Origin of the sequence: Exiguobacterium sp. s40, assembly GCF_018617905.1 — a bacterium.
GTDB classification, from domain to species: domain Bacteria; phylum Bacillota; class Bacilli; order Exiguobacteriales; family Exiguobacteriaceae; genus Exiguobacterium; species Exiguobacterium mexicanum_A.
The window spans coordinates 107,915-131,986 of record NZ_JACSLC010000002.1; the positions used below are offsets into that span (position 1 = coordinate 107,915).

Genomic DNA, 24,072 nt, shown 5'->3' on the forward strand with positions numbered 1-24,072 from the left:
CTCATACGAGCGGCGCCTTTTTTGCGCATTTCGTTTTGCCATCGATTTATTTTTGCGCTAAAGTGAAGGTGTACAAACAAATATTCCTTCGGGGTCGGGTGAAAGTCCCAACCGGCGGTGATGGGCGCGAGCCTTAAGTCCGTGACCCGGGCGCACGTGTGCGAACGGTGGATCTAGTGCGATTCTAGAGCCGACAGTATAGTCTGGATGGGAGAAGGAAACAGAACAGGTCCGCGCGACCTGTAGTTCGTCGTACGTTTTTCTGTAAAGAAAACGCTTATTTGGCTTGCCCAAATGACGACCGACACCTCCCACCGAGACCTTGAGGATCATTCCTTGAGGTCTTTTTGTTTGTGCGAAACAAGGAGGGAGATTATGAATCAGTACATGCAACAAGCCATCCAATTGGCCAAGTCCGCCTCATCGACCGGCATCAACCCGCGCGTCGGCGCCGTCGTCGTCAAAGACGGCCGGGTCGTCGGATTCGGCGCTCATCTGAAAGCTGGGGAAGCGCATGCCGAGGTGCACGCCATCCGCATGGCCGGGGCCGCCGCCTATGGCGCGACGATGTACGTCACGCTCGAACCGTGCTCGCATCACGGCAAGACGCCGCCGTGTGCCGACCTGCTCGTCGAGTCCGGGATCAAGCGTGCCGTCATCGCGATGGAAGACCCGAATCCGCTCGTCTCAGGGCGCGGCATCGCTCGATTGAAAGCGGCCGGGATTGACGTCGAGGTCGGGCTGCTCGAGCGTGAGGCGCGGGCGCTCAATACGGCGTTCTTGCGTTCACTCGAGACGAAGCGGCCATACGTCATCTTGAAGACGGCGACGAGCCTAGACGGCAAAGTCGCGCTTGATCACGGTGACAGCAAGTGGGTGACCGGGACAGTAGCGAGACGGGACGTCCATGAACTGCGGGCGACGGTCGACGCCGTCTTGACCGGTGTCGGCACCGTCCTCGTCGACGATCCGGCCCTGACTGTCAGGCTCGACCGTGAGACGACACAACCGCTCCGAATCGTGCTCGACCGTGAGTTGCGTACGCCGCTCTCGAGTCAGCTCGTCCGAACGGCGACCGACGTACCGGTGCTTCTGTACACGACTTCGGACGACCAAACAAAACGTGACGCGCTGACAGCGAATGGCGTCGAAATCCCCGACTACACATCGCTCGAAGCTGTCCTGCAAGACGTCTACGCACGCGGCGTCGGTCGTATGCTCGTCGAAGCGGGACCGACACTCGTCACTTCACTCTTGGACGGACAGTTCGTCGACGAGTGGGTCATGTACCAGTCGCCACGCGTATTCGGCGGCAAGGGCGGTTTCTACCGCTCGCATCATGACGGTCCGCTCGATGCAGTTGAGCGGTTCGACGTTCAAACGGTGGAGACGGTCGGTACCGACATCAAACTGATCATGCGAAAGGAGGGGTCCGATGTTCACGGGAATCGTTGAAGAGATCGGCAGTGTCAAGGCAGTGAAACGGAACGGTCCGTCACTTCGGCTCACGCTGAGCGGGAAGGTCGTCCTCGAGGATGTGAAGCTCGGCGACAGCATCTCCGTCAACGGCATCTGTCTCACCGTGACGACGTTCGATCGCGACAGTTTCTCGGTCGACGTCATGCCGGAGACGCTCAAGGCGTCGAGTTTTGACGGGGTCCGCCCCGGCACGAACGTCAACTTGGAGCGGGCCATGCCCGCGAACGGACGCTTCGGCGGCCATTTCGTCTCGGGTCACGTCGATGGCGTCGGACGTATCGTCAAAAAACGGTCGCTCGCGAACGCCGTCTATGTCGACATCAGCTGCGAACCGTCGCTCCTCCGCTACATCGTCCCGAAAGGTTCGATCTCGGTCGACGGGACGAGCTTGACGGTGTTTGATGTCACCGAACGCGGGTTCACGTTGTCGCTCATCCCGCACACGTACAGTGAGACGGTACTCGGGATGAAACAGGCCGGAGACGCGGTCAATTTGGAATGTGACATGTTAGCTAAATATATGGAAAAACTCGTAAGTCAAAAACCGATGACGCTCGAATCGCTGGCGTCGCAAGGGTATGGAAAGGCGGGATGGTAATGTTCCACACGATTGAAGAAGCAGTCGAAGACTTGAAGATGGGACGACCGATTATCGTCGTCGACGATGAGGACCGCGAGGACGAAGGGGACTTCGTCGTCCTCGCGGACAAAATGACGGCTGAGACGATGAACTTCCTCATCACGGAAGGGAAAGGGCTCGTCTGCGCCTCCCTCGCCGAAGAAGTGGCCGTCCGGCTCGATTTGCAGCCGATGGTCGCAAACAGCACCGATCCACACGGGACGGCGTTCACGGTCAGCGTCGATCACATCGATTCGACGACGGGCATCTCGGCGAGCGAACGGGCGCATACAGTGCGCGAACTCGCGAACATCAACGCCCGTCCGGCTGATTTTCAACGTCCGGGACATATCTTCCCGCTCATCGCGAAAAAAGGTGGCGTCTCGGTACGACGTGGACATACGGAAGCGTCGGTCGATTTGGCGCGACTCGCCGGAAGTGAACCGGTCGCCGTCATCTGTGAGATTATCCGCCCGGATGGCGAGATGGCCCGGGTGCCGGACCTCGCACGCGTCGCGGAAGAGCATGATTTAAAATTCATCACGATCGAGGCGCTCGTCCGCTATATGGAGACGGACCTCGTCAGTCGAGAGGCGGACGTATCGCTCCCCTCGGTGAAAGGGGACTTCCGATTGATCGGGTATCGGAACGTCCTCGACCGGGAAGAGCACGTCGCACTCCTGAAAGGTGAACTCGAACATGCGCCGCTCGTCCGCATCCATTCCGAGTGTCTGACCGGCGACGTGTTCGGCTCCTATCGTTGCGATTGCGGGCCACAACTCGACACAGCGATGGCGAAAGTGGAAGCCGAAGGCGGTGTCATCTTGTACATGCGACAAGAAGGGCGCGGCATCGGTCTGCTCAACAAGTTGAAGGCGTACGAACTACAAGAACAAGGGCTTGATACGGTCGAGGCGAACGTCGCGCTCGGTCTGCACGCCGATTTACGCGATTACCGGGTCAGCGCGGCGATGCTTCGTGACTTCGGGATCACGAAAGTCCGGCTCATGACGAACAACCCGGAAAAAGTCGAAGCCTTGGAAGCGTGCGGGATCACGGTCATCGAACGTGTCCCGATTATCGTCGGCGCCCATGCGGCGAACGAGAAGTACCGAATGACGAAACAACAAAAAATGAACCACTTTGGAGGAGAAGAATCATGATGCATACATTTGAAGGAAACTTGGTCGGAAAAGGCTTGAAAGTCGGAATCGTCGTCGGACGGTTCAATGATCTCATCACGATGCGCTTGCTGGACGGGGCGAAAGATGCGCTCAAGCGCCACGGCGTCGAACAAGATGACGTCGAGATCGCATTCGTCCCGGGAGCGTTCGAACTCCCCCTCGTCGCCAAAAAGATGGCGATGAGCAAGAAATATGACGCCGTCATCACACTCGGTGCCGTCATCCGCGGGGCGACGCCACACTTCGACTACGTCTGCAGCGAAGCGGCGAAAGGTGTCGCCCAAGCAAGTTATCAGTCAGAAGTACCGGTCATCTTCGGCGTCTTGACGACCGAGACGATCGAGCAGGCCATTGAGCGCGCCGGCACGAAAGCCGGGAACAAAGGCTGGGAAGCGGCAACGGCGGCCATCGAGATGGCGAACTTGATGCGCGCGTTTTAATAGTATGGAGGAGAGCGAATCGGCTCTCCTCTTTTTTTGTCGTTAGCAACGCGTGTGTCCCGGGAAAAGAATAAGGTGAAAAGGGGGCGACGGTGATGTGGGAATGGGTGGCTCAACTGAGCCCGGCCATGCAGGCACTGCTCGGGACGATGTTCACGTGGGGGATGACCGCGCTTGGGGCGGCCATCGTCTTTATGACGAAGTCGATCAACGCGCGGTTGATGGACAGTATGCTCGGGTTTGCCGGCGGGGTCATGATCGCCGCTAGTTTTTGGTCACTCCTTGCGCCAGCCATCGAGATGGCGGAGCAAGACGCGATGCCGGCTTGGTTGCCGGCCACCGTCGGCTTTTTAGCGGGCGGTCTGTTTTTGGCGGTCGTCGATAAACTGATCCCGCACGTGCATCCGACATCTCCGATTGAGGACGCGGAAGGTATCCGCCCGCAAAAACGAAAGCGGAGCACGTTGCTCGTCTTGGCGATCACGCTGCACAACATTCCGGAAGGACTGGCCGTCGGCGTCGCCTTCGGGGTGGTCGCGGCCGATTTCCCGTCCGCTTCGCTGACGGGTGCCATCGCGTTGCCCATCGGGATCGGCATTCAAAACTTTCCGGAAGGTGCCGCCGTGTCGCTCCCGCTCAGGCGAGACGGGCTCTCCCGGCGCCGAAGTTTTTTCTACGGTCAGTTATCGGGCATGGTCGAACCGGCGGCTGCCTTGGTCGGTGTCTGGGCCGTGCTCGTCATGGAGCCGCTGTTGCCGTTCGCGCTCAGCTTTGCCGCCGGGGCGATGATTTTCGTCGTCGTCGAAGAGGTCATCCCTGGGTCGCAAGAGAACGGGCATAAAGATATGGCATCGATGGCATTGATGCTCGGCTTCACGATCATGATGATTTTAGATGTAGCGCTCGGGTGAGGGCATGACAAAAGGAGCGCTGACGGTTGCGTCGGCGCTCCTTTATGTAGTGAAAAGCCCGGCTCAAATGAGCCGGGCTTTTGGATTAAAACGTCTCAGACGTCGTTTTTGCTTGCATGTGGAGTTGGATATAATCCGGTCCGCCTGCTTTTGAGTCTGTGCCTGACATGTTGAACCCGCCGAACGGCTGATAGCCGACGATGGCGCCTGTGCAACCACGGTTGAAATACAAGTTGCCGACGTGGAAGTTCTGACGCGCGTACTCTTGGTTCGAGCGGTCACGCGTGAGGACGGCACCCGTCAAGCCGTATTCCGTGTTGTTGGCGATGTCGATTGCTTCTTTGAAATCTTTCGCTTTCGTGAAGGCGACGATCGGTCCAAAGATCTCTTCTTGCATGAGACGTGCTTTCGGCGCGACGTCAGCGACGACCGTCGGCTCGATGAAGTAGCCTGTCGAGTCGTCGGCTTTACCACCGGCGACGATTTTGCCTTCTTCTTTGGCGACGTCGAAGTATGATGTGATCTTCTTGAACGCGGCCGCATCGATGACCGGTCCCATGAAATGTTCGTTCTGCTCCGTGTTGCCGACCGAGAGTTCGTTCGTCAATTCGACGACGCGATCGAGCACCGTGTCATACACGCTGTCGACGATGACGGCGCGCGAACAAGCCGAACATTTTTGACCTGAGAAACCGAATGCTGATTTGACGATCGATTGGGCCGCGAGTTCGAGGTCCGCTGATTCGTCGACGACGATCGTGTCTTTTCCGCCCATCTCAGCGATGACGCGTTTGAGCCAGATTTGGCCGTCGTTCAATTTCGAGGCACGCTCGTTGATGCGCAAGCCCACATCACGTGAACCTGTGAAGCTGATGAAGCGTGTCTTCGGATGGTCGACGAGGTAGTCACCGACTTCAGCGCCTGGTCCCGGGATGAAGTTGAGGACGCCTTTCGGCAAGCCTGCCTCTTCCATGACCTCGACGAATTTCGCAGCGACGATCGGTGTCGTCGAAGCTGGTTTCAAGAGGATCGTGTTACCGGCGACGATGGCCGCGACGGCCGTCCCTGCCATGATCGCGAACGGGAAGTTCCAAGGGCTGATGACAATCCCGACCCCGAGTGGGATGTAGTCATAGCGGTTGTATTCGCCCGGACGGCTCTCGACTTTTTTACCTGGTTTGAGCTCGAGCATTTGACGTGCGTAGTACTCCATGAAGTCGATCGCTTCCGCTGTATCCGCGTCTGCTTCGTTCCACGGCTTGCCTGCCTCTTTGACAAGGTAAGCTGAGAACTCGTGCTTGCGCTTGCGGACGATGTTCGCCGCTTTGAACAAGACGTCGGCACGGACGGCCGGGTCGACGTGACGCCATGAGTCGAACGCAGTGAGCGCTTCTTGCATCGCACGCTCCGCGAGCTCTTGGTTCGCTTTCGAGACGTGTCCGATGACTTCTTCTTTGTTAGCTGGGTTGTAAGACGTGATTTTGCTTTCCGTCGTAACTTTTTCCCCACCGATTACGAGCGGATAGTCTTTCCCGAGCTCACCGTTCACCTTCTCGATTGCCGCTTGGATGGCTGCGGCGTTCTCTTTGTTTGTAAAGTCTGTGAATGGTTCATGTTTGTATGGAATCATTCTCGTTCCCCCTTAAAAAGTGATCAAGCAGTTAAGCGCTTACGTCTGTATTGTATCGAAAATCTTGGTGAAATCCTAGTGAAACAATTTTCCAGAAAAGCGTGTCGTTTTCGCTCGAAATCGAGTCGTGGTAGGATGAGGGTACAGGACGACTTGCGAAGGGAATGATTGAATGAACAAGTGGATGATGCCGCTCGCGCTGACCGTGTTGCTCGCGGGATGCGGGACGGCAGACGAAACGCCGACGGAAGAGGCGGCCGAAGAGACGAAAACGCCGCTCCCGGAAGCGGTCGAGACCTTGTATACGTCATACCAACAAGCGCTCGAAAACGGTGATGCGGCGGCACTCAAAGCCATCGACTATGCGGGCGAGTTGACTGACATCCCGGCAACGGGCGCGAAGACGCGCGAGCTCACACCAGGCGATATGTACGAGAGCTGGGTGAACGAGGACGGGGACGTCGCGTTCATCGTCCATGAGATGGAGGACGCGGACGGCAATGAACTGCCGAACCGACTCTCGAAAGTCGCTATCAAAGAAGGGGAGGACTGGAAACTCGTCGTCACCCCGGCTCTTATCCCGGCCGACGTGATTGGGGAAGTTGGCGACATGTTGACGGGAATCGAGGCGAACGAGTACGGCGTGAATGCAGAAGCGAACGCCCGTCTCGCCGAAGTGCCGGAAGACGAGGCTGGCCCGATTTATGACCAAGTGAACGCCCAAACCGACTACGTCGCGCTCGAGGCCGACAATAACGTCTTCTTGCTCATGTCTGAGACACTCACCGTACCAGAGAACCAAGACACGATGGCCAACTACTTCGAGGCGTACCGGACGTGGTATACCGACAATGAGGCGGCACTTAAAAAGGCCGCTGCAACAGAAGATCCGGTCGAGTATCTCGAAGTGCTCGAACCGCTCAAACAAAAATTAGAACAAGCGATCGACGGTTATGACGAGAATCTCGTCGACCCGTCGTTCGGATAAGGAGGAAATAACATGTTAGCACCGACATTCACATTACCGAACCAAAACGGGGACATGATCTCGCTCGAGGACTATCGTGGTCAGAAAGTCGTCCTTTATTTCTACCCGAAGGACGCGACGCCGGGCTGCACGACCGAGGCGTGTGATTTCCGTGACGCGACACCGAGATTGAACGGGGCCGTTGTCCTCGGCATCTCGGCCGATAGCCAGAAGAAGCACCAAAACTTCATCGCCAAACACGAGCTTCCGTTCGATTTGCTCGTCGACGACACGCATGAGGTATCGGAACTGTATGGCGTCTGGCAGTTGAAGAAGAACTACGGGAAAGAGTACTACGGCATCGTCCGCTCGACGTTCCTCATCAATGAGGACGGTTATATCGAACAGGAATGGCGCAGTGTGAAAGTGAACGGGCACGTCGACGAAGTCGTCGCGGCGCTCACATCATAAATGGCGACGGCTTCCTTGAGGGGAGGCCGTTTTTTTATGGGATGGTCATTACAAATTTATTTCAAATACTAAATCTAGAAGCAAGGCAATACGAAGCGTCAAAGAGGTATATTACAAAAATATTACACGATAACGGACCAGATAGATGCCTCGTCAACTTGACGAAGTTGAGAATGTTCTGAAAAATATGAAGGAACGGTGAACACCGGATTCACATAGGGGGCATCAGCATGGAAAAGTTTGAAGCGGTCCTGACGAGTCTATCGAATCTCGTCTGGGGCCCAAATCTATTGATTTTATTAATTGGGACGGGTGTTTATTTGACGTTCCGGCTCGGCTTTATCCAAGTGACGCGGCTCGGTTTCGGGCTGAAAGAAGCGTTCCTTCCGAAACCGAAGACGGGAGCGGAAGCGGAGAAACAGAAAAAGCATCGCGGGGACATCTCGCACTTTCAGGCGCTCATGACGGCGCTCGCGGCCACGGTCGGGACCGGGGGCCATCGTCTGGATGTGGCTCTCCGGTTTTATCGGGATGGCGACGAAGTACGCCGAGGCGATTCTTGCTGTCAAATATCGTGTCGTCGATGAGCGGGGCGAGATTGCCGGCGGACCGATGTATTACTTGGAGCACGGCTTGAAGAAGAAGTGACTCGGGATGACGTTCGCCTTGTTCGCTGCGATTGCCGCGTTCGGTATCGGTAACGGCGTCCAGACGAACTCGATCAGTATGGCGCTCAATACGTCATTCGGAATTCCGATGCTCGTGACGGGTATCGTGCTCATGGTACTTACAGGATTCGTCATCCTCGGTGGCGTCAAATCAATCGGGAAAGTCGTCGGCGTATTCGTGCCGGTCATGATTATCGGTTATGTCGGGGGCGGACTCGTTATCCTCGTCATGAACTTCGAATTGATCCCATCCGCGTTCGCGATCATCTTCTCGAGCACGTTCAGTGCGGAGGCCATCCGTTACGGGGTCGCCCGAGGCGTGTTCTCGAACGAGGCGGGTCTCGGTTCGGCACCAATCGCAGCTGCTGCGGCGAAGACCGATTTCCCGGGACGACAAGCGCTCGTCTCAATGACACAAGTATTGATTGATACGGTCATCGGCTGGTGTTATTACGGCGAACGGTCGGTCTATTATCTGCTCGGGGAGAAAGCGATCGTTCCGTATCGGATGATGTATATCCTCGTCGCTGGACTTGGTGCGATGACGACGAACTTGAATCTGATTTGGGCGATCTCGGACGTCTTCAACGGACTGATGGCGATCCCGAACTTGATTGGTCTCTAGTTCTTGTCGGGTGTCGTCGTCGCCGAGACGAAGCGCTTCGAATTGGAACGGAAAAAAGAATTGCGGCAAGCGGCCGCCTAATCAAAAGGAAGCATCCTCATGCGAGGACGCTTCCTTTTTTCATACTTTGAATTGACCGATCAATTCGTTCAACTCATCCATTTTTTGTTGGGACATCTCGGTGGCCCGGTTCAACTCACTGAACCGGTCGACGGACATCGTCACTTTCTCGGCGATTTCTTGCGTGCCGAGCGCCCCGTTGTTGACTGTGACGGCGACATCTTGGATGACCCCGATCATATTCGACGTCAACTGTTCGAGTTCGACGGCGGCATCGGCGAATTCTGATGCGGTCGTCTCGAATCGGCCGGCGTCCTCACTGTAATGCTCGGCCGCTTCCTCAAGCTGGTCATAGTCTTTCAACACGTTCGTATCGAGGAAACCGAGCATCTCGCTCGACGTGTCATTTAAATGGTCGACGGAGTGGAGCACGGTCGTCGAGATGGCTTGAATCCGTTCGACGGTCGTCCGGCTCGTCTCCGCCAGTTTTCGAATCTCATCGGCGACGACGGCGAACCCGCGTCCCGCTTCACCGGCCCGAGCGGCTTCGATCGAGGCGTTCAAGGACAGGAGATTCGTCTGGGCGGCGATGTCGAGGATGTCATTCGTGAGTGTCGCGATTTCCCGGACGGCTTTGGCATCCTGCATCGCTTTCTCCAAATTGACACGTGTCGATGACAGGACACTGAGTGCGGACGCTTTCGCCTCGACGGCATGGTCACGCAGGGCGACGGCACGGGCATCGATTTGTGCGGCCTCGGCTTTTCGCTCGGCGGCCATCGTCACGATATGGTGGAGCGTCCGTTCCATGTCGGAAGCCGACGCGTTCATCTCTTGTGCACTCGCGGCCGTCTGTTGCATGCCGGCTGTCAAGTCCTCTGTCGTCGCGGCGGTCGTCGTCATATACGTATCAAGCGCTTTCAATTCGTCGTACATGTGAGCGGATTGTTCGGTCACCCCGCGTGACACACCGTTCACTTGAAGGATCAGTTGACGGAGGTTGGCGAGGAATTGGTTGAAGTCGCGGGCAAGTCCCGAGAACTCGTCGCGTCGCTTCACCGGGATGGCGGTCGTCAAATCGCCTTGACTCGTGGCGAGTTCGCGCATCTTCAGTTTGAACTCGTTGAGCGGTTCGAAGATTGAGCGGAAGATGAATACCATCATCAATACTGTAAAGACGACCGCCGCGGCCATGATGACCATGAGCGTGAACTGAACTTGCTCGAACAGCGCCGCACCGGATTCCGTGTCAGACCGAATCGCGTCGCGGTTCAAGTTGACGAGCAGACCGAGCGTGTTCGAGAAGGCATCGGCGGCCGGTGTCGCCGTGTCCCGAATATAGGCATCGGCTGCGTTGACCGTCCGCGTTCGAGATGCGGACGAGCTCTTCGATATTCGTTTTAAATGTCGTCCATTGGTCCGTCGCTTGATCGAACAGCTCCTGGTCGGCTTTCGTGATGATGGTCGACTCATAACCGCTCATCTGTTGCTCGAGAATCGTGATGCCCGTGTCGAGGTTCGTTTCGACGTTTTGCTTCGTCACCTCGTCTTCGACCAAGGCGTGACGCATCATCTGTTGGCGAATCTCAAGCAGCTGTTTATCGACTTGATGAATTTGGTCCATCCCCGGCACCCACGAGACGTTCATATCTTGCTGGGCGGCCTTGGACGCGTTCAACGCATAGAATGAGTAGCCGCTCACCCCGAGCAACAACACGAGCAAGACGGTGAAGGCGACGATCAGTTTGTTACGGATTGACATAGGGATCCTCCTCGAAAAAAAGAATGCTTCTTTCTAAGCATAATGAGATTGAGGGACGGACCGAATAGGCGTTTTTGGAAACGAGTCAATATTACAGGGACATTCCCTAACTTTTCAAAAAAGACATCAAGATTGGCGAGATGGGATTTTCTTTTTTGTCTTTTAAAAAAGTGGTATGATAATGGACGATGTATTGAAAACTGTTGGAGGTGGAACCTTTGGCTCGAATCACAGAAGCTGAAGTTCGGCACGTCGCCGGACTCGCCCGACTTGCGATCACAGAAGATGAAGTGACGCACTTCACGGAGCAATTGACAAAAATCCTCGAGTTCGCCGAGCAACTCGATGAACTCGATACGACGGGCGTCATCCCGACGACCCATGCCCTAGATTTGAAAAACGTACTACGCAAAGACGAGGTTCGTCCTTCACTTCCACGCGAGGAAGTCGAACGGATGGCACCTGATTGGGAGAACGGCCAAGTCCGTGTCCCAGCGGTCTTTGAATAAGGAGGCCCTTCATGAGTTTATTTGATCACGGTGTAGCCAAGCTGCATACGCTTATAAAAGAAGGCGAAGTCACGGTATCCGACCTCGTCAAAGAATCATTTGACCGCATCGAGGCGACCGACGAGAAAATCGGTGCCTTCTTGACGCTCAACGAAGACGCGTTCGAACAGGCGAAACGGATGGACGAGCTCGCCAAGACCTTGGACAACCCGCTCTTCGGTTTGCCGATCGGCGTCAAAGACAACATCGTCACGAAAGGGACACGCACGACTTGTGCCTCGAAGTTCCTCGAGAACTTTGTCCCGGCCCATGACGCGACGGTCGTCGAGCGTCTCCATGACGCCGGTGCCGTCACAATCGGGAAACTCAACATGGACGAGTTCGCGATGGGTTCATCGAACGAGAACTCGGCGTTCAAAGTCGTCCGCAACCCGTGGGACACAGACCGCGTACCAGGCGGTTCGTCAGGCGGTTCAGCGGCAACGGTCGCGGCCGGCCAAGTCTTATTCAGCCTCGGCTCGGATACGGGTGGCTCGATTCGTCAACCGGCGGCCTATTGTGGCGTCGTCGGGATGAAACCGACGTACGGTCTCGTCTCACGTTACGGTCTCGTCGCGTTCGCCTCGTCGCTCGACCAAATCGGTCCGCTCACACGTACGGTCGAAGATAACGCCTACTTGTTGAACGCGATTGCCGGTCATTGCGACATGGACTCGACGTCAGCGACGGTCGACGTACCGGATTACACGAAATCGCTTCACGGTGATATCAAAGGCATGAAGCTCGCACTTCCACAAGAGTTCATGGCCGAAGGCGTGTCAGACGGTGTCCGTAAACAGATTGAACAAGCGGTCGAGACGCTCAAGTCGCTCGGTGCGACGGTCGAGACGGTCTCGCTCCCGACGGTGAAATATGCGCTCCCGACATACTACTTGCTCGCGTCATCGGAAGCGTCTTCGAACCTCGCCCGGTTTGACGGCATCCGTTACGGGCGCCGCGCCGAGGCCGATGCGCTCGAAGAAGTGTTCACGTACTCGCGCGAACAAGGTTTCGGGGAAGAAGTGAAACGCCGCATCATGCTCGGGACATACGCACTCAGCTCGGGTTATTACGATGCGTTTTACAAAAAGTCACAGCAGGTCCGCACGCTCATGAAGCAAGACTTCGCGAACGTGTTCGCCGACTACGATGCAATCATCGGACCGACTGCGCCGACGGTCGCGTTCAAACTCGGTGACCAGCTCGAAGATCCGCTCACGATGTATGCCAACGATATTATGACGATTCCGGTCAACTTGGCGGGCATCCCGGCCATCTCGGTACCGGCTGGCTTGTCAGAAGGTCTCCCGGTCGGTTTACAGATCATCGGGAACCATTTCAGTGAACCAACACTCTACCGCGTGGCCCATGCTTTTGAACAAGCAAACGGCGGTTTCAAGATGCCACAGCTCTAAGGAGGACGTACGATGAACTTTGAAACGATCATCGGGATCGAGGTGCACGCCGAGCTGAGCACGAAGTCGAAGATTTGGTGTGGCTGCTCGCGCACATACGGTGCCGAAACGAATACACAGACGTGTCCGATTTGTCTCGGACACCCGGGCGTCTTGCCTAAATTGAACGAAGAGGCGGTCAATCTCGCCATCAAGGCCGCGATGGCACTCAACTGCGAAATCGCGACCGATACGAAATTCGACCGCAAGAACTATTTCTATCCGGATACGCCGAAAGCGTACCAAATCTCGCAGTTCGACCAACCGATCGGTTTCAACGGTCACGTCGATGTCGAAGTCGACGGTGAGATGAAACGGTTCCGCATCGAACGCGTCCATCTCGAGGAAGATGCCGGGAAGATGAACCACACGGGCGAGAAACACTCGGTCGTCGACTTCAACCGGACCGGGTCACCCCTCATCGAGATCGTCAGTGAGGCTGACATGCGCTCACCGAAAGATGCTGTTGCTTACCTCGAGCGCTTGAAAGAAGTACTCTCGTTCGCGGGCGTCTCGGACGTCAAGATGGAAGAAGGGTCGCTTCGTTGCGACTGTAACATCTCGGTCCGTCCGTTCGGTCAAGAGCCGTTCGGCACGAAGACGGAGCTCAAAAACTTGAACTCGTTCTCGAACGTCTTGAAGGCGCTCGAGTATGAGGAAGAGCGTCACCGCAAACTCCTCATCACGGGCGGCGTCATGCGTCAAGAGACGCTCCGTTTTGATGAGGCAGCGAAGAAGACGATCCTCATGCGTGTCAAAGAAGGGGCGGCCGATTACCGCTACTTCCCAGAGCCGGACCTCGTCCGTCTCGAGATCGATGAGGAATGGAAAGAACGCATCCGCGCCACGCTTCCGGAACTTCCGGTCGCACGTCGCGAACGTTATATGAACAACTACGGCTTGTCGGCTTATGACGCCAAGGCGCTCACGTCGACGCGGGAGTTCTCGGACTTCTTCGAAGCGACGACTGCGGCCGGTGCCGAACCGAAAGCGGCCGCGAACTGGCTCATGGGCGAAGTGCTCGGTCACTTGAACAAATCGGACGATACGATCGAGACGATGAAATTGACGCCGAGCTCGCTCGCGGAGTTGATTCGTTTGATTGGAGAAGGTACAATTTCTTCGAAGATCGCCAAACGCGTGTTCACAGCCATGATCGAAGAAGGCGCCGAGCCGAAGGCGTACGTCGAAGCGAACGGTCTCGCCCAAATCTCGGACGAGAACTTGCTCCGCGGCTACATCCTCGACTTGTTCGAAGCGCATCCGCAGATGATTGAAGACTTTAAGAACGGGAAAGACCGTGCTAAAGGCTTTATCATCGGGCAGATCATGAAGCAGACGAAAGGGATGGCGAACCCGGCACTCCTCGATGGCTTGTTCCACGAAGAGATCGCCAAACGCTGATGATTTTATGAAATTCAAAGAGATTAAAATATTTAACTATTCATTTTTAGATGGTAGCCGAGATGAATGGTTAGACGCATTGCGAAATATATTATCAAATGATAAAAAAGCATTTTTTATTACCGCAAATCCAGAAATTATTATGGAGGCGGAGCGCAATCCAGAGTATAAAAAAATTCTTCATAAAGCGGAATATCTCATTCCTGATGGTGTTGGAATCCAATGGGCTTCTAAAAGATTTCACCAACCGATTGACCATGTCATTCCCGGCATAGAATTGGCTGAGATGATGCTAGCGGAAGCAAATGTAAAAGGATACAGCATTATTAGTTATGGGGCAGAACCTCACATTCAATCCGAATTCAAGAAGAGGATGAGTAAAAAATATCCGAACATCAATTGGAGTGGAAGTTTCCATGGCTTTGTTACGGATGAGGAAAAGAATCAAATTAGAGACTTATGCATACGTACTCAACCTGATGTAGTTTTGGTAGGGTTAGGTATGCCATTACAAGAACAATGGATTGCTTCTTTAATTGATCATGTAGATAAAGGCATCTATATGGGTGTAGGAGGCACATTCGATGTTCTTTCTGGTGAAGTCCGCCGAGCGCCTAAGCTTTTTAGATTGCTTAAAATTGAATGGATATATCGTGTTTTAACCCATAAGCGTGGTAAAAAGAAATTAATAGATATTTTTCGGTTTGTTGTCAAAGTATTGAAGGCAACTGGTTAACAAGTAATGAATTGGAGAATTTAGAATTAAAAAATTAGCAGATTGATGGTGACGATATGCGAAAACGCGCACGGGTCATCTATAACCCGACATCTGGAAAAGAAGTGATCAAACGGGAACTCCCGTACATTTTGAACCGCCTCGAGGATGCGGGTTATGAGACGTCGACGTACGCGACGAAAGCGATCGGCGACGCGACGCTCGAGGCCGTTCGGGCCGCAGAGGCCGAGTTCGACTTGATTATCGCGGCCGGTGGGGACGGGACGCTGAACGAGGTCATCTCGGGACTCGCTCCGCTCGACACGCGTCCGACGATCGGACTCATCCCGGTCGGAACGACGAACGACTTCGCCCGGGCGATGCGAATCCCGCTCAACGTCGTCGGCGCCCTCGACGTCATCTGTGACGGGTTCGAGATGCCGGTCGACCTCGGTGAGATTGAAGGGGAAAAAGGCGACATCCATTACTTCATCAATATCGCCGGCGGAGGCATCATGACGGAGCTGTCGTATGAAGTGCCGTCGAAACTGAAGACGGCGCTCGGCCAGCTCGCCTATTACGTCAAAGGGATGGAAAAGCTCCCACTCATCAAGCCGACGTATATCGAGCTCGAACACGACGAGGGCACGTTCAGCGGCGAGGTCATGATTTTCCTCACGTCGAATTCGAACTCGGTCGGTGGCTTTGAGAAAATCTCACCGCACGCGTCATTGAACGACGGACTGTTCGACTTGTTCATCTTGCGCAAGTGTAACTTGTTCGAGTTCATCCACGTCGTCCGTTTATTGCTCCGCGGCGAACACTTGTCGAGTCCGCTCGTCGAGCACGTCAAGACGGGACGCGTCAAGATGAAGACGACGAGGGAACCGATGAGTCTCAACATCGACGGCGAGTACGGCGGCGAATGCACGGGCGAGATGCGGAACTTGTTCCGTCACTTGACGGTGCTCGCGCCGAACGCGCGCATCCGTGAGATGGAAGACTTGAACGCCCAGTATGAACGCGAACAGATGATCAAACAGCTGTTCAACGTATCAAACGAGAAAGCAGAATGAGTCGGCTCGGCGTGGCGCACACGCCGAGCTTTTCGTTCACTTGGAACGGGTATGAACCAATACACACTATTTTTTGAATCGGGAAAGGAGAGACTCATGTTACCAGTCCAAAAAAATGACCGTCTCGACGTCCACATCCACGACCTCACGCACGAAGGCGCGGGCGTGGCACGGGTCGACGGTTACACGTTGTTCGTCCCGAACGCACTTCCGGGAGAGACTGTGGAGATCGTCGTGACGAAGACGAATAAACAGTACGGGTTCGCCCGCTTGATCGATGTGAAACAAGCGAGCGCGGACCGCGTCGAGCCACCGTGCCCGATTTTCTATCAGTGCGGGGGCTGTCAGCTCCAACACTTCAGCTACGACGGCCAGCTCCGCCAAAAACGGGACCGTGTCGTCGATTCGTTGAAGCGACTTGGCCAATTCGATGTGCCTGTCCACGAGACGATCGGTATGCCGGAACCATGGCGTTACCGCAACAAGGCGCAAGTGCCGTTCAAAGACGAGGCCGGCCGCCTCGTCGCCGGTTTTTATCGTCCACGTTCGCACGACATCGTCGAGATGAAGGAATGTCTCATCCAAGACGAGCGCAACGATGAGGTCGTCCAAGTCGTCCGTGACGTGCTCGCGGCGCACGGTGTGCCGGCGTACGATGAGAAGACCGGGCGCGGCGTCATCCGCCACGTCATGGCCCGTTACGGCTACCATTCGGGTGAATTGATGATCGTCCTGATCACGAAGACGACGAAAATAAAAGGCGTGAACGAGATTGTCGCCGACATCTTGAAACGTCTGCCGGACGTGACGTCGATCATGCAAAACATCAACCCGGACAAGACGAACGTCATCTTGGGTTCGACAAACAAATTGTTGTATGGCCATGAGACGATTGAGGACAAGATCGGTGGACTGACGTTCACGATTTCTCCGCACTCGTTCTTTCAAGTCAACCCGGTCCAGACGGAGAAGTTGTACGGCAAGGCGCTCGAATACGCGCAACTGACTGGGACCGAACAAGTCGTCGACGCCTATTGTGGCATCGGGACGATCAGTCTGTTCCTCGCCCGGAAAGCGGCGCACGTGTACGGCGTCGAAGTCGTACCGGAAGCGATTGAGGACGCGAAACAGAACGCGCTCGTCAACGAAATCGACAACGTGACATACGCGTGTGGAGCGGCAGAAGATGTGTTGCCGCAGTGGAAGAAGGATGGCATCAATCCTGACGTCATCGTCGTCGACCCGCCGCGTAAAGGTTGTGCCGAGTCGTTCCTCGAGACGATGGTCGAGATGGCACCGAAGCGCATCGTCTACGTGTCGTGTAACGTCGCGACGCAAGCGCGCGATATGCGTTATCTTGCGGACCGTGGCTACAAATTAGTCGAAGTCACACCGGTCGACATGTTCCCGCATACGGCGCACGTTGAGACGGTAGTATTGATGTCAAGGGTTGAGAAGTAAGAGTGTAATAAGATAAGTAAATAAAGGCTTTCCGTGGTTTGAGGTCCGGTTTTGAAACGGAAGGATAATCACGGATTTTTATTATGTGGGAACTTATCCAAAACTGGATAGGCTACACTAAGTTGGACAATAATTATAAGGTCTTATACACTTAAGTCAAATCACAACGGAGGAAAAACATCATGACTAAAAGAGAGAGAAGATCGTTTTCTAAAGACTTTAAAGAACAAGTTGTTCAACTGCATTTAGCTGGAAAGCCTCGGGCAGATATTGTTAGAGAATATGATCTGACGCCTTCGGCCTTGGACAGATGGGTTCGTCAACACCAATCATCTGGTTCATTTCAAGAAAAAGATAATCGTACGCCTGAAGAAACAGAATTAATAAAGCTCCGTAAAGAAAATCAACGTCTTATGATGGAGAACGATATTTTAAAACAAGCAGCGCTGATAATGGGACGAAAGTAGATGTGATTCGGAATAACCTTCACAAATACTCGGTATCAGCAATGTGCGAAGTCCTGCAAATCTCAAGAAGCACCTACTATTACGAAGCGAAACAACGTGATCATCAAGAAGAAGAGCTAACACAGTTAATTGTTCAGGTGTTTAAAGCTAGTCATAACATTTATGGTCAGCGAAAAATAAAAGTCGAACTCCAAAAGCTGGGCTGGCAAGTCTCACGTCGTCGAATTAGTCGAATCATGAAAGAACAAGGTCTACTCTCTAAATATACGATTGCTCAATTCAAACCAAGTAAATCGACCGTTAATGAGTCTGAAACAGTTAATGTACTGAATCGAAGATTCAATTAAGAGAAGGAATTGACTGTTATTGTCAGTGACTTAACTTATGTGCGCGTAAGACAAAAATGGCACTATATTTGTGTTCTGGTAGACTTATATAATCGTGAGATTATTGGGTACAGCTCTGGTCCAAATAAGACCGCGGAGTTAGTTCAACGCGCTTTTTCAACGGTTCCGTACAATTTAACTCGTCTTAAATTATTCCACACAGACCGGGGAAGTGAATTTAAAAATCATCTCATCGACAAAGCACTAGATACCTTTGGTATCAAACGCTCTTTAAGCAATAAAGGCACTCCATACGACAACGCTGTAGCAGAAGCTACCTTTAAAACGATTAAAACAGAATTGATTAATGGCCGTGTTTTTGAACATCAGAAAGAACTGGACCTTGAACTGTTTGATTACGTTAATTGGTACAATAAGATTCGTATTCACGGGTCGCTCGGTTACTTATCGCCACAAGAATACAAATTATCAAACCTTTAAAAAGTTGTCTAATTAAGTGTTGACATACCAGAGTACGACGATAAGCTTGTGAGAAAGATAATCCAGAGCGTTACAGTCTATGAAGACCACTTTATCATAACCTTTAAATCTGGCATCGAATTGGAAGTATGAGACTCATTCCATAATTTTTATATTGAACATATCATCTTGTTGTGTTATTTTATAAATTGATATAAATAAAGATGTAGGAGGAACCGAAACTATGACAGCCTCAATGCGTTTAAGATAAGCTGGCAATAAAAAAGGCAGAATCTATCCCTTATGATAGGCTTTTTTGTTGTGCTTATTTATACGATATTGAGCATTCATTAGTTGCGGTCAGAATATAGGTTATTTAACTATACCTTTATTTAACTGTGTCTTTAATATGAATGTTTCCAAATTGTATGTATGCAGACCAAAAGCCACATTGTGGATTTAGGCCTGCATTTTTTATTGCCTAGAATGCTATTCAAAATAGAAATTCAAGCAAAATAATTATGCAGGAGAAAATATAAATGGAAAAATACAACAATTGGAAACTTAAGTTTATTACAATATGGGCAGGGCAGGCAGTTTCTTTAATCACTAGTGCTATCCTGCAAATGGCGATTATTTTTTACCTTACAGAAAAAACAGGATCTGCGATGGTCTTGTCTATGGCTTCACTAGTAGGTTTTTTACCCTATGCTGTCTTTGGACCTGCCATAGGTGTATTAGTGGATCGTCATGATAGGAAGAAGATAATGATTGGTGCTGATTTAATTATCGCAGCAGCTGGGGCAGTGCTGGCTATTGTTGCATTGTATATGGAGTTACCTGTCTGGATGGTTATGGTAGTATTGTTTATCCGCAGCGTTGGAACAGCTTTTCATACCCCAGCACTCAATGCAGTTACGCCACTTTTAGTACCAGAAGAGCAGCTTACGAAATGCGCAGGCTATAGTCAGTCTTTGCAGTCTATAAGCTATATTGTTAGTCCAGCGGTTGCAGCATTGTTATATTCTGTTTGGGAATTAAATGCTATTATTGCCATCGATGTATTAGGTGCTGTGATTGCGTCTATTACGGTGGCAATTGTACGGATTCCTAAGCTGGGCGATCAAGTGCAAAGCTTGAAACCAAATTTCATAAGAGAAATGAAAGAAGGAATTGTCGTACTGAGACAAAACAAAGGATTATTTGCCTTATTACTCTTAGGAACAATATATACTTTTGTTTATATGCCAATTAATGCACTATTTCCTTTAATAAGCATGGAATACTTTAATGGAACACCTGTGCATATTTCTATTACCGAAATCGCTTTTGCATCTGGAATGCTAGTAGGAGGCTTACTATTGGGGAGATTAGGAAGTTTCAAAAAGCGTGTACTACTAATAACAGGTTCGTTTTTTATAATGGGGGCCAGTTTAGCCGTTTCAGGAATACTTCCTCCAAGTGGATTTGTTATATTTGTAGTTTGCTGTGCAATAATGGGGCTTTCGGTGCCGTTTTATAGCGGTGTGCAAACAGCTCTTTTTCAGGAGAAAATTAAGCCTGAATATTTAGGACGTGTATTTTCTTTGACCGGAAGTATCATGTCACTTGCAATGCCAATTGGGTTAATTCTTTCTGGGTTCTTTGCTGATAGGATCGGTGTAAATCATTGGTTTTTACTATCAGGTATTTTAATTATTGGCATTGCTATAGTTTGCCCCATGATAACTGAGGTTAGAAAATTAGATTTAAAATAAACAATATTGGAGGGATATTTATGTATCTTATTTTCATGTAATTCTTCCTGCTTAAATCGCAGGGTTTTCCCTGCGTACAAGCAAATGAAAACATGCGATTATAGACAGGAGGATAATGTTATGGAATTGATATTAAAAGCAAAAGACATTCGTGTGGAATTCAAAGGACGCGATGTTTTAGATATAGATGAATTAGAAGTATATGACTATGACCGTATTGGTTTAGTAGGAGCAAATGGTGCAGGGAAAAGCACTCTACTCAAGGTACTTTTAGGAGAATTAACTCCCCCAGGATGTAAATTAAATCGTCTGGGTGAACTTGCCTATATCCCTCAGTTGGACGAAGTAACTTTGCAGAAAGAAAAAGATTTTGCACTTGTAGGAAAGCTTGGTGTTGAACAATTAGATATACAGACCATGAGCGGTGGTGAAGAAACAAGGCTTAAAATAGCACAGGCTTTATCAGCACAGGTTCATGGTATTTTAGCGGATGAACCTACGAGTCATTTAGACCGTGAAGGAATTGATTTTCTAATTGGACAGTTAAAATATTTTACAGGTGCACTGTTAGTTATTAGCCATGACCGTTATTTTCTTGATGAGGTAGTAGATAAAATATGGGAACTGAAAGATGGCAAAATCACTGAGTATTGGGGAAACTATTCTGATTATCTTCGCCAGAAAGAAGAAGAACGCAGGAGCCAAGCTGCAGAATACGAACAATTTGTTGCGGAACGTGCCCGATTGGAAAGGGCTGCAGAGGAAAAGCGAAAACAGGCTCGTAAAATAGGACAGAAGGCAAAAGGTGCTTCAAAGAAAAAAAGTACTGAAGGCGGAGGGCGTTTAGCTCATCAAAAATCAATAGGAAGTAAGGAAAAAAAGATGCATAATGCCGCTAAATCCCTAGAACATAGGATTGCGGCCTTAGGAAGTGTAGAAGCTCCAGAAGATATTCGTAGGATTCGTTTCAGGCAAAGTAAAGCATTGGAGCTCCACAATCCATATCCTATTGTCGGTAAGGAAATTAATAAAATATTTGGAGATAAAGTATTGTTTGAAAATGTATCTTTTCAAATTCCGCTTGGCGCAAAAGTGGCATTAACTGGTGGTAATGGAACAGGAAAAACAACTTTAATCAAAATGATCTTAAACCATGAAGATGGAATTTCTATTTCACCTAAGGCAAAAATAGGCTACTTTGCACAAAATGGTTACAAGTACGACAGTAATAAGAAAGTATTGGAGTTTATGCAGGAAGATAGTGATTACAATGTTTCAGAAATTCGTTCAGTGCTAGCATCGATGGGGTTTAAACAAAACGATATTGGGAAAAGTTTATCTGTTTTAAGCGGCGGAGAAATTATAAAATTGTTGCTAGCTAAAATGCTTATGGGCAGATATAACATCCTACTAATGGATGAACCAAGCAACTTCCTTGACATACCAAGCTTAGAGGCTTTGGAAATTTTAATGAAGGAGTATGCTGGAACTATAGTGTTTATCACCCATGACAAACGGTTGCTTGATAATGTGGCTGATGTGATTTATGAAATTAGTGATAAGAAAATAAATCTGAAACATTAAACTTAAGGTAGTCGCTGGTCAGAATAGTCTTCTCTGGCTGGCGGCTTCGTTGTTAAAGTAAAAAGACTTTTTTTCTTTGGCAAACATTACATTAATGAATATTAAAATAATTTAAATAAGGGAGGTTGGTTATAGGTGGTTGATAATAACACAGTCATGAAATCTGGGAGATGTATAGAATGTGGAGCTAAAGAGACCGATGGTTTTTCATGCCATGAGCTATTCGGGTTCCCTCTTGTATGGGAGCATAATGATCCAAAGCTATATGAGTTACATTTTTGGCTTGTTTCGTGCTATATGATCCAGCATCCTTCGAATTTTACTGAAGAAGGATATACAAATTTAGTAAATCTTTTTATTAACGCTTTTGATAATGATTGGGATACACCATATATTCTTAAGAAAAATCGAGAAATAGTAAAGTCATTAAGCAAAATAACAAACCCTTTACCAAGCAACGCAAGAAAGCGTGAACTAAGACTTTGGCCTATGACAATTGAAGATATATATTTAGGTCGGGAGCAAAATGCAATCGTTAATATTAATAAATGGAAAGAGCAAATAAGAAACGAATTAAGGTAATGAAGTAATTAAAGATTAAAGGAGCTAATATTTTATGATAGGACCAGATAAGAAAAAACTTTATCCAAATGAAAATATAAAGACGATTTGTTTTATAAGCAATCTACCTAAAAGACCCAATGTGGAGATTGGGGAAAATACCTATTATAGCGATAATAAAAAAACACCGGAGAAATTTTATGATAATATAGAGCACCATTACGAATTTCTAGGGGATAAACTTATAATAGGAAAGTTCTGTGCAATTGCAGAGGGTGTTAAGTTTATTATGAATGGTGCAAATCATAGAATGGATGGAATTACAACCTATCCCTTTAATATCTTTGGCCATGGATGGGAAAAGGTGACTCCTACAATTGAACAACTTCCTTTTAAGGGAGATACAGTGATTGGCAATGATGTATGGATAGGTCAAAATGTTACCATTATGCCGGGTATTAAAATTGGTGATGGTGCGATTATTGCCGCTAATTCAACAGTAGTGAAAAGTGTTGAGCCATATACAATATATGGTGGGAATCCAGCTAAGTTTATCAAAAAACGCTTTAGTGACGAAAAGATTGAATTCTTGCTAAAGCTACAATGGTGGAACTGGAGCGAAGAGGAAATATTTAATAATCTTGAAATGTTAACAACCAAAGCAGGGTTAGAGCAATTCATGAAAAATTCCTAGACTTGGGGCCTTTCTACCACGGCACAAAAGGGAACTTAAATCTAGGGGGTGCTGGAACCTCGATTTAGCTCTAATTATTGCGAGCTAAAGAAGGCAAGCTTCATCTTTAGCTTTGATTGGAACAATAGACATTATATTAAGGAGAAATAGCTTTGAGATTTATCACTTATAGATTTAATTTGAACGGAGGGATTACATGGTAAGTAAAACTGATGCCATTGAGATAATAACATACGCTGAAGAAAATGGAATTAACATATGGATTGATGGCGGTTGGGGAGTAGATGCACTATTAGAAGAAGAAACAAGAGCACACAATGATATTGATTTATTTGTGGAAGAAAGTAATAGTAAAAAGTTTATTGAAATAATAAAAGAAAAAGGCTTTGCGGAAGTTACAGAAGCATATACCACCACATCTCACACGGTTTGGAAGGATACTAAAGGTAGGGTAATTGATCTTCATATATTTAATTTCAACGAAAAAGGATACATTGTTTTTGAAGGAGAAGCATATCCACCAAAAGTGTTTAGTGGCATTGGGAAAATAGGCGATAAAATGGTTAGATGTATTGATGCTGAAAATCAAGTATTATTTCATCTGGGCTATGAGTATGATGAAAATGATATGCATGATGTAAAACTATTGTGCGAGAGATTTAATATTCCTGTTCCGAGTGAATACAAGTAACTGACAAATTCCAATTTGTCTATCAATAGTGCAATAAA

21 protein-coding genes, 2 pseudogenes and 1 riboswitch are annotated in these 24,072 nt (G+C 50.1%); of the genes and pseudogenes, 20 read left to right on the forward strand and 3 right to left on the reverse strand.

The annotated features are described in order from the left end of the window. Positions 1–80 precede the first annotated feature (80 nt). Positions 81–223, forward strand: a riboswitch (FMN riboswitch). Positions 224–375: 152 nt separating this feature from the next. The 5 genes from ribD (at position 376) to KNP02_RS02155 (ending at position 4,633) form a co-directional block, all read left to right on the forward strand. After that, positions 376–1,455: a bifunctional diaminohydroxyphosphoribosylaminopyrimidine deaminase/5-amino-6-(5-phosphoribosylamino)uracil reductase RibD gene (gene ribD / locus KNP02_RS02135; RefSeq protein ID WP_214706992.1), complete on the forward strand. Its 1,080-nt coding sequence runs from the start codon at positions 376–378 to the stop codon at positions 1,453–1,455. Next, positions 1,436–2,077 (forward strand): riboflavin synthase, encoded by a 642-nt coding sequence (ribE, locus tag KNP02_RS02140; RefSeq protein WP_214706994.1) that lies wholly within the window; start codon positions 1,436–1,438, stop codon positions 2,075–2,077. Before ribD ends, ribE begins: the two co-directional genes overlap by 20 nt. Then, positions 2,077–3,261, forward strand: coding sequence for a 3,4-dihydroxy-2-butanone-4-phosphate synthase (gene ribB / locus KNP02_RS02145; RefSeq protein ID WP_214706996.1), 1,185 nt, complete (start codon positions 2,077–2,079; stop codon positions 3,259–3,261). Before ribE ends, ribB begins: the two co-directional genes overlap by 1 nt. Beyond that, positions 3,258–3,722 (forward strand): 6,7-dimethyl-8-ribityllumazine synthase, encoded by a 465-nt coding sequence (ribH, locus tag KNP02_RS02150; RefSeq protein ID WP_034778766.1) that lies wholly within the window; start codon positions 3,258–3,260, stop codon positions 3,720–3,722. Before ribB ends, ribH begins: the two co-directional genes overlap by 4 nt. A 95-nt stretch (positions 3,723–3,817) precedes the next feature. Further along, positions 3,818–4,633, forward strand: coding sequence for a ZIP family metal transporter (locus KNP02_RS02155; RefSeq protein WP_214706998.1), 816 nt, complete (start codon positions 3,818–3,820; stop codon positions 4,631–4,633). An 85-nt stretch (positions 4,634–4,718) separates the two neighbouring features. Here the strand turns inward: KNP02_RS02155 and pruA are convergent, their stop codons facing one another. Next, complete coding sequence (gene pruA / locus KNP02_RS02160; protein ID WP_214707005.1) at positions 4,719–6,263, reverse strand: L-glutamate gamma-semialdehyde dehydrogenase; 1,545 nt, start codon at positions 6,261–6,263, stop codon at positions 4,719–4,721. A gap of 172 nt (positions 6,264–6,435) precedes the next feature. Between pruA and KNP02_RS02165 the strand changes: the two genes are divergently transcribed. The 3 genes and pseudogenes from KNP02_RS02165 to KNP02_RS02175 all read left to right on the forward strand — a co-directional run bounded on the left by KNP02_RS02165 (position 6,436) and on the right by KNP02_RS02175 (position 9,075). Further along, positions 6,436–7,251, forward strand: coding sequence for a nuclear transport factor 2 family protein (locus KNP02_RS02165; RefSeq protein WP_214707008.1), 816 nt, complete (start codon positions 6,436–6,438; stop codon positions 7,249–7,251). Between the two features lie 12 nt (positions 7,252–7,263). Further along, the gene (gene bcp / locus KNP02_RS02170; protein ID WP_034778758.1) at positions 7,264–7,701 is read left to right on the forward strand and encodes a thioredoxin-dependent thiol peroxidase; all 438 of its coding nucleotides are present in this window, start codon (positions 7,264–7,266) and stop codon (positions 7,699–7,701) included. A 230-nt stretch (positions 7,702–7,931) separates the two neighbouring features. Next, a pseudogene (locus KNP02_RS02175) lies at positions 7,932–9,075 on the forward strand (alanine/glycine:cation symporter family protein). Positions 9,076–9,114: 39 nt separating this feature from the next. On the opposite strand, the gene KNP02_RS14795 reads toward KNP02_RS02175, so the two are convergent. Next, positions 9,115–10,257, reverse strand: a complete 1,143-nt coding sequence (locus KNP02_RS14795; protein ID WP_371819427.1) for a methyl-accepting chemotaxis protein — start codon at positions 10,255–10,257, stop codon at positions 9,115–9,117. Between the two features lie 46 nt (positions 10,258–10,303). Then, the gene (locus KNP02_RS14800) at positions 10,304–10,816 is read right to left on the reverse strand and encodes an MCP four helix bundle domain-containing protein (protein WP_251129107.1); all 513 of its coding nucleotides are present in this window, start codon (positions 10,814–10,816) and stop codon (positions 10,304–10,306) included. 218 nt (positions 10,817–11,034) lie between these two features. Here KNP02_RS14800 and gatC point away from each other — a divergent pair, with 218 nt between their 5' ends. The 12 genes and pseudogenes from gatC (at position 11,035) to KNP02_RS02245 (ending at position 24,034) form a co-directional block, all read left to right on the forward strand. Continuing rightward, complete coding sequence (gene gatC / locus KNP02_RS02185) at positions 11,035–11,325, forward strand: Asp-tRNA(Asn)/Glu-tRNA(Gln) amidotransferase subunit GatC (protein WP_021066487.1); 291 nt, start codon at positions 11,035–11,037, stop codon at positions 11,323–11,325. Between the two features lie 11 nt (positions 11,326–11,336). After that, positions 11,337–12,779: an Asp-tRNA(Asn)/Glu-tRNA(Gln) amidotransferase subunit GatA gene (gatA, locus tag KNP02_RS02190; protein WP_214707018.1), complete on the forward strand. Its 1,443-nt coding sequence runs from the start codon at positions 11,337–11,339 to the stop codon at positions 12,777–12,779. A 12-nt stretch (positions 12,780–12,791) separates the two neighbouring features. Further along, a complete protein-coding gene (gene gatB, locus KNP02_RS02195; RefSeq protein ID WP_214707020.1) occupies positions 12,792–14,222 on the forward strand; it encodes an Asp-tRNA(Asn)/Glu-tRNA(Gln) amidotransferase subunit GatB in 1,431 nt (476 codons plus the stop codon). Between the two features lie 7 nt (positions 14,223–14,229). Next, positions 14,230–14,958 (forward strand): WecB/TagA/CpsF family glycosyltransferase, encoded by a 729-nt coding sequence (locus tag KNP02_RS02200; RefSeq protein WP_214707028.1) that lies wholly within the window; start codon positions 14,230–14,232, stop codon positions 14,956–14,958. Between the two features lie 56 nt (positions 14,959–15,014). Next, complete coding sequence (locus KNP02_RS02205; protein ID WP_214707030.1) at positions 15,015–16,013, forward strand: diacylglycerol kinase; 999 nt, start codon at positions 15,015–15,017, stop codon at positions 16,011–16,013. A gap of 96 nt (positions 16,014–16,109) precedes the next feature. Next, positions 16,110–17,474: a 23S rRNA (uracil(1939)-C(5))-methyltransferase RlmD gene (gene rlmD, locus KNP02_RS02210; RefSeq protein ID WP_214707032.1), complete on the forward strand. Its 1,365-nt coding sequence runs from the start codon at positions 16,110–16,112 to the stop codon at positions 17,472–17,474. Positions 17,475–17,656: 182 nt separating this feature from the next. Next, positions 17,657–18,768: pseudogene (locus KNP02_RS02215) on the forward strand (IS3 family transposase). Between the two features lie 518 nt (positions 18,769–19,286). Then, positions 19,287–20,504, forward strand: a complete 1,218-nt coding sequence (gene mef(A), locus KNP02_RS02225) for a macrolide efflux MFS transporter Mef(A) (RefSeq protein ID WP_128123316.1) — start codon at positions 19,287–19,289, stop codon at positions 20,502–20,504. A gap of 120 nt (positions 20,505–20,624) precedes the next feature. Further along, entirely contained in the window at positions 20,625–22,088 is a 1,464-nt protein-coding gene (gene msr(D), locus KNP02_RS02230) for an ABC-F type ribosomal protection protein Msr(D) (protein ID WP_128123317.1), read from the forward strand. Positions 22,089–22,223: 135 nt separating this feature from the next. Beyond that, a complete protein-coding gene (locus tag KNP02_RS02235) occupies positions 22,224–22,670 on the forward strand; it encodes a DUF5946 family protein (protein ID WP_123779057.1) in 447 nt (148 codons plus the stop codon). A gap of 34 nt (positions 22,671–22,704) precedes the next feature. Beyond that, on the forward strand, positions 22,705–23,343 hold the full coding sequence (locus KNP02_RS02240; protein WP_128123318.1) for a Vat family streptogramin A O-acetyltransferase: 639 nt from the start codon (positions 22,705–22,707) through the stop codon (positions 23,341–23,343). Positions 23,344–23,539: 196 nt separating this feature from the next. Continuing rightward, positions 23,540–24,034 carry a nucleotidyltransferase domain-containing protein gene (locus KNP02_RS02245; RefSeq protein ID WP_123779059.1) on the forward strand — a complete coding sequence of 165 codons (495 nt, stop codon included), beginning with the start codon at positions 23,540–23,542 and terminating at the stop codon, positions 24,032–24,034. Positions 24,035–24,072: the final 38 nt, after the last annotated feature.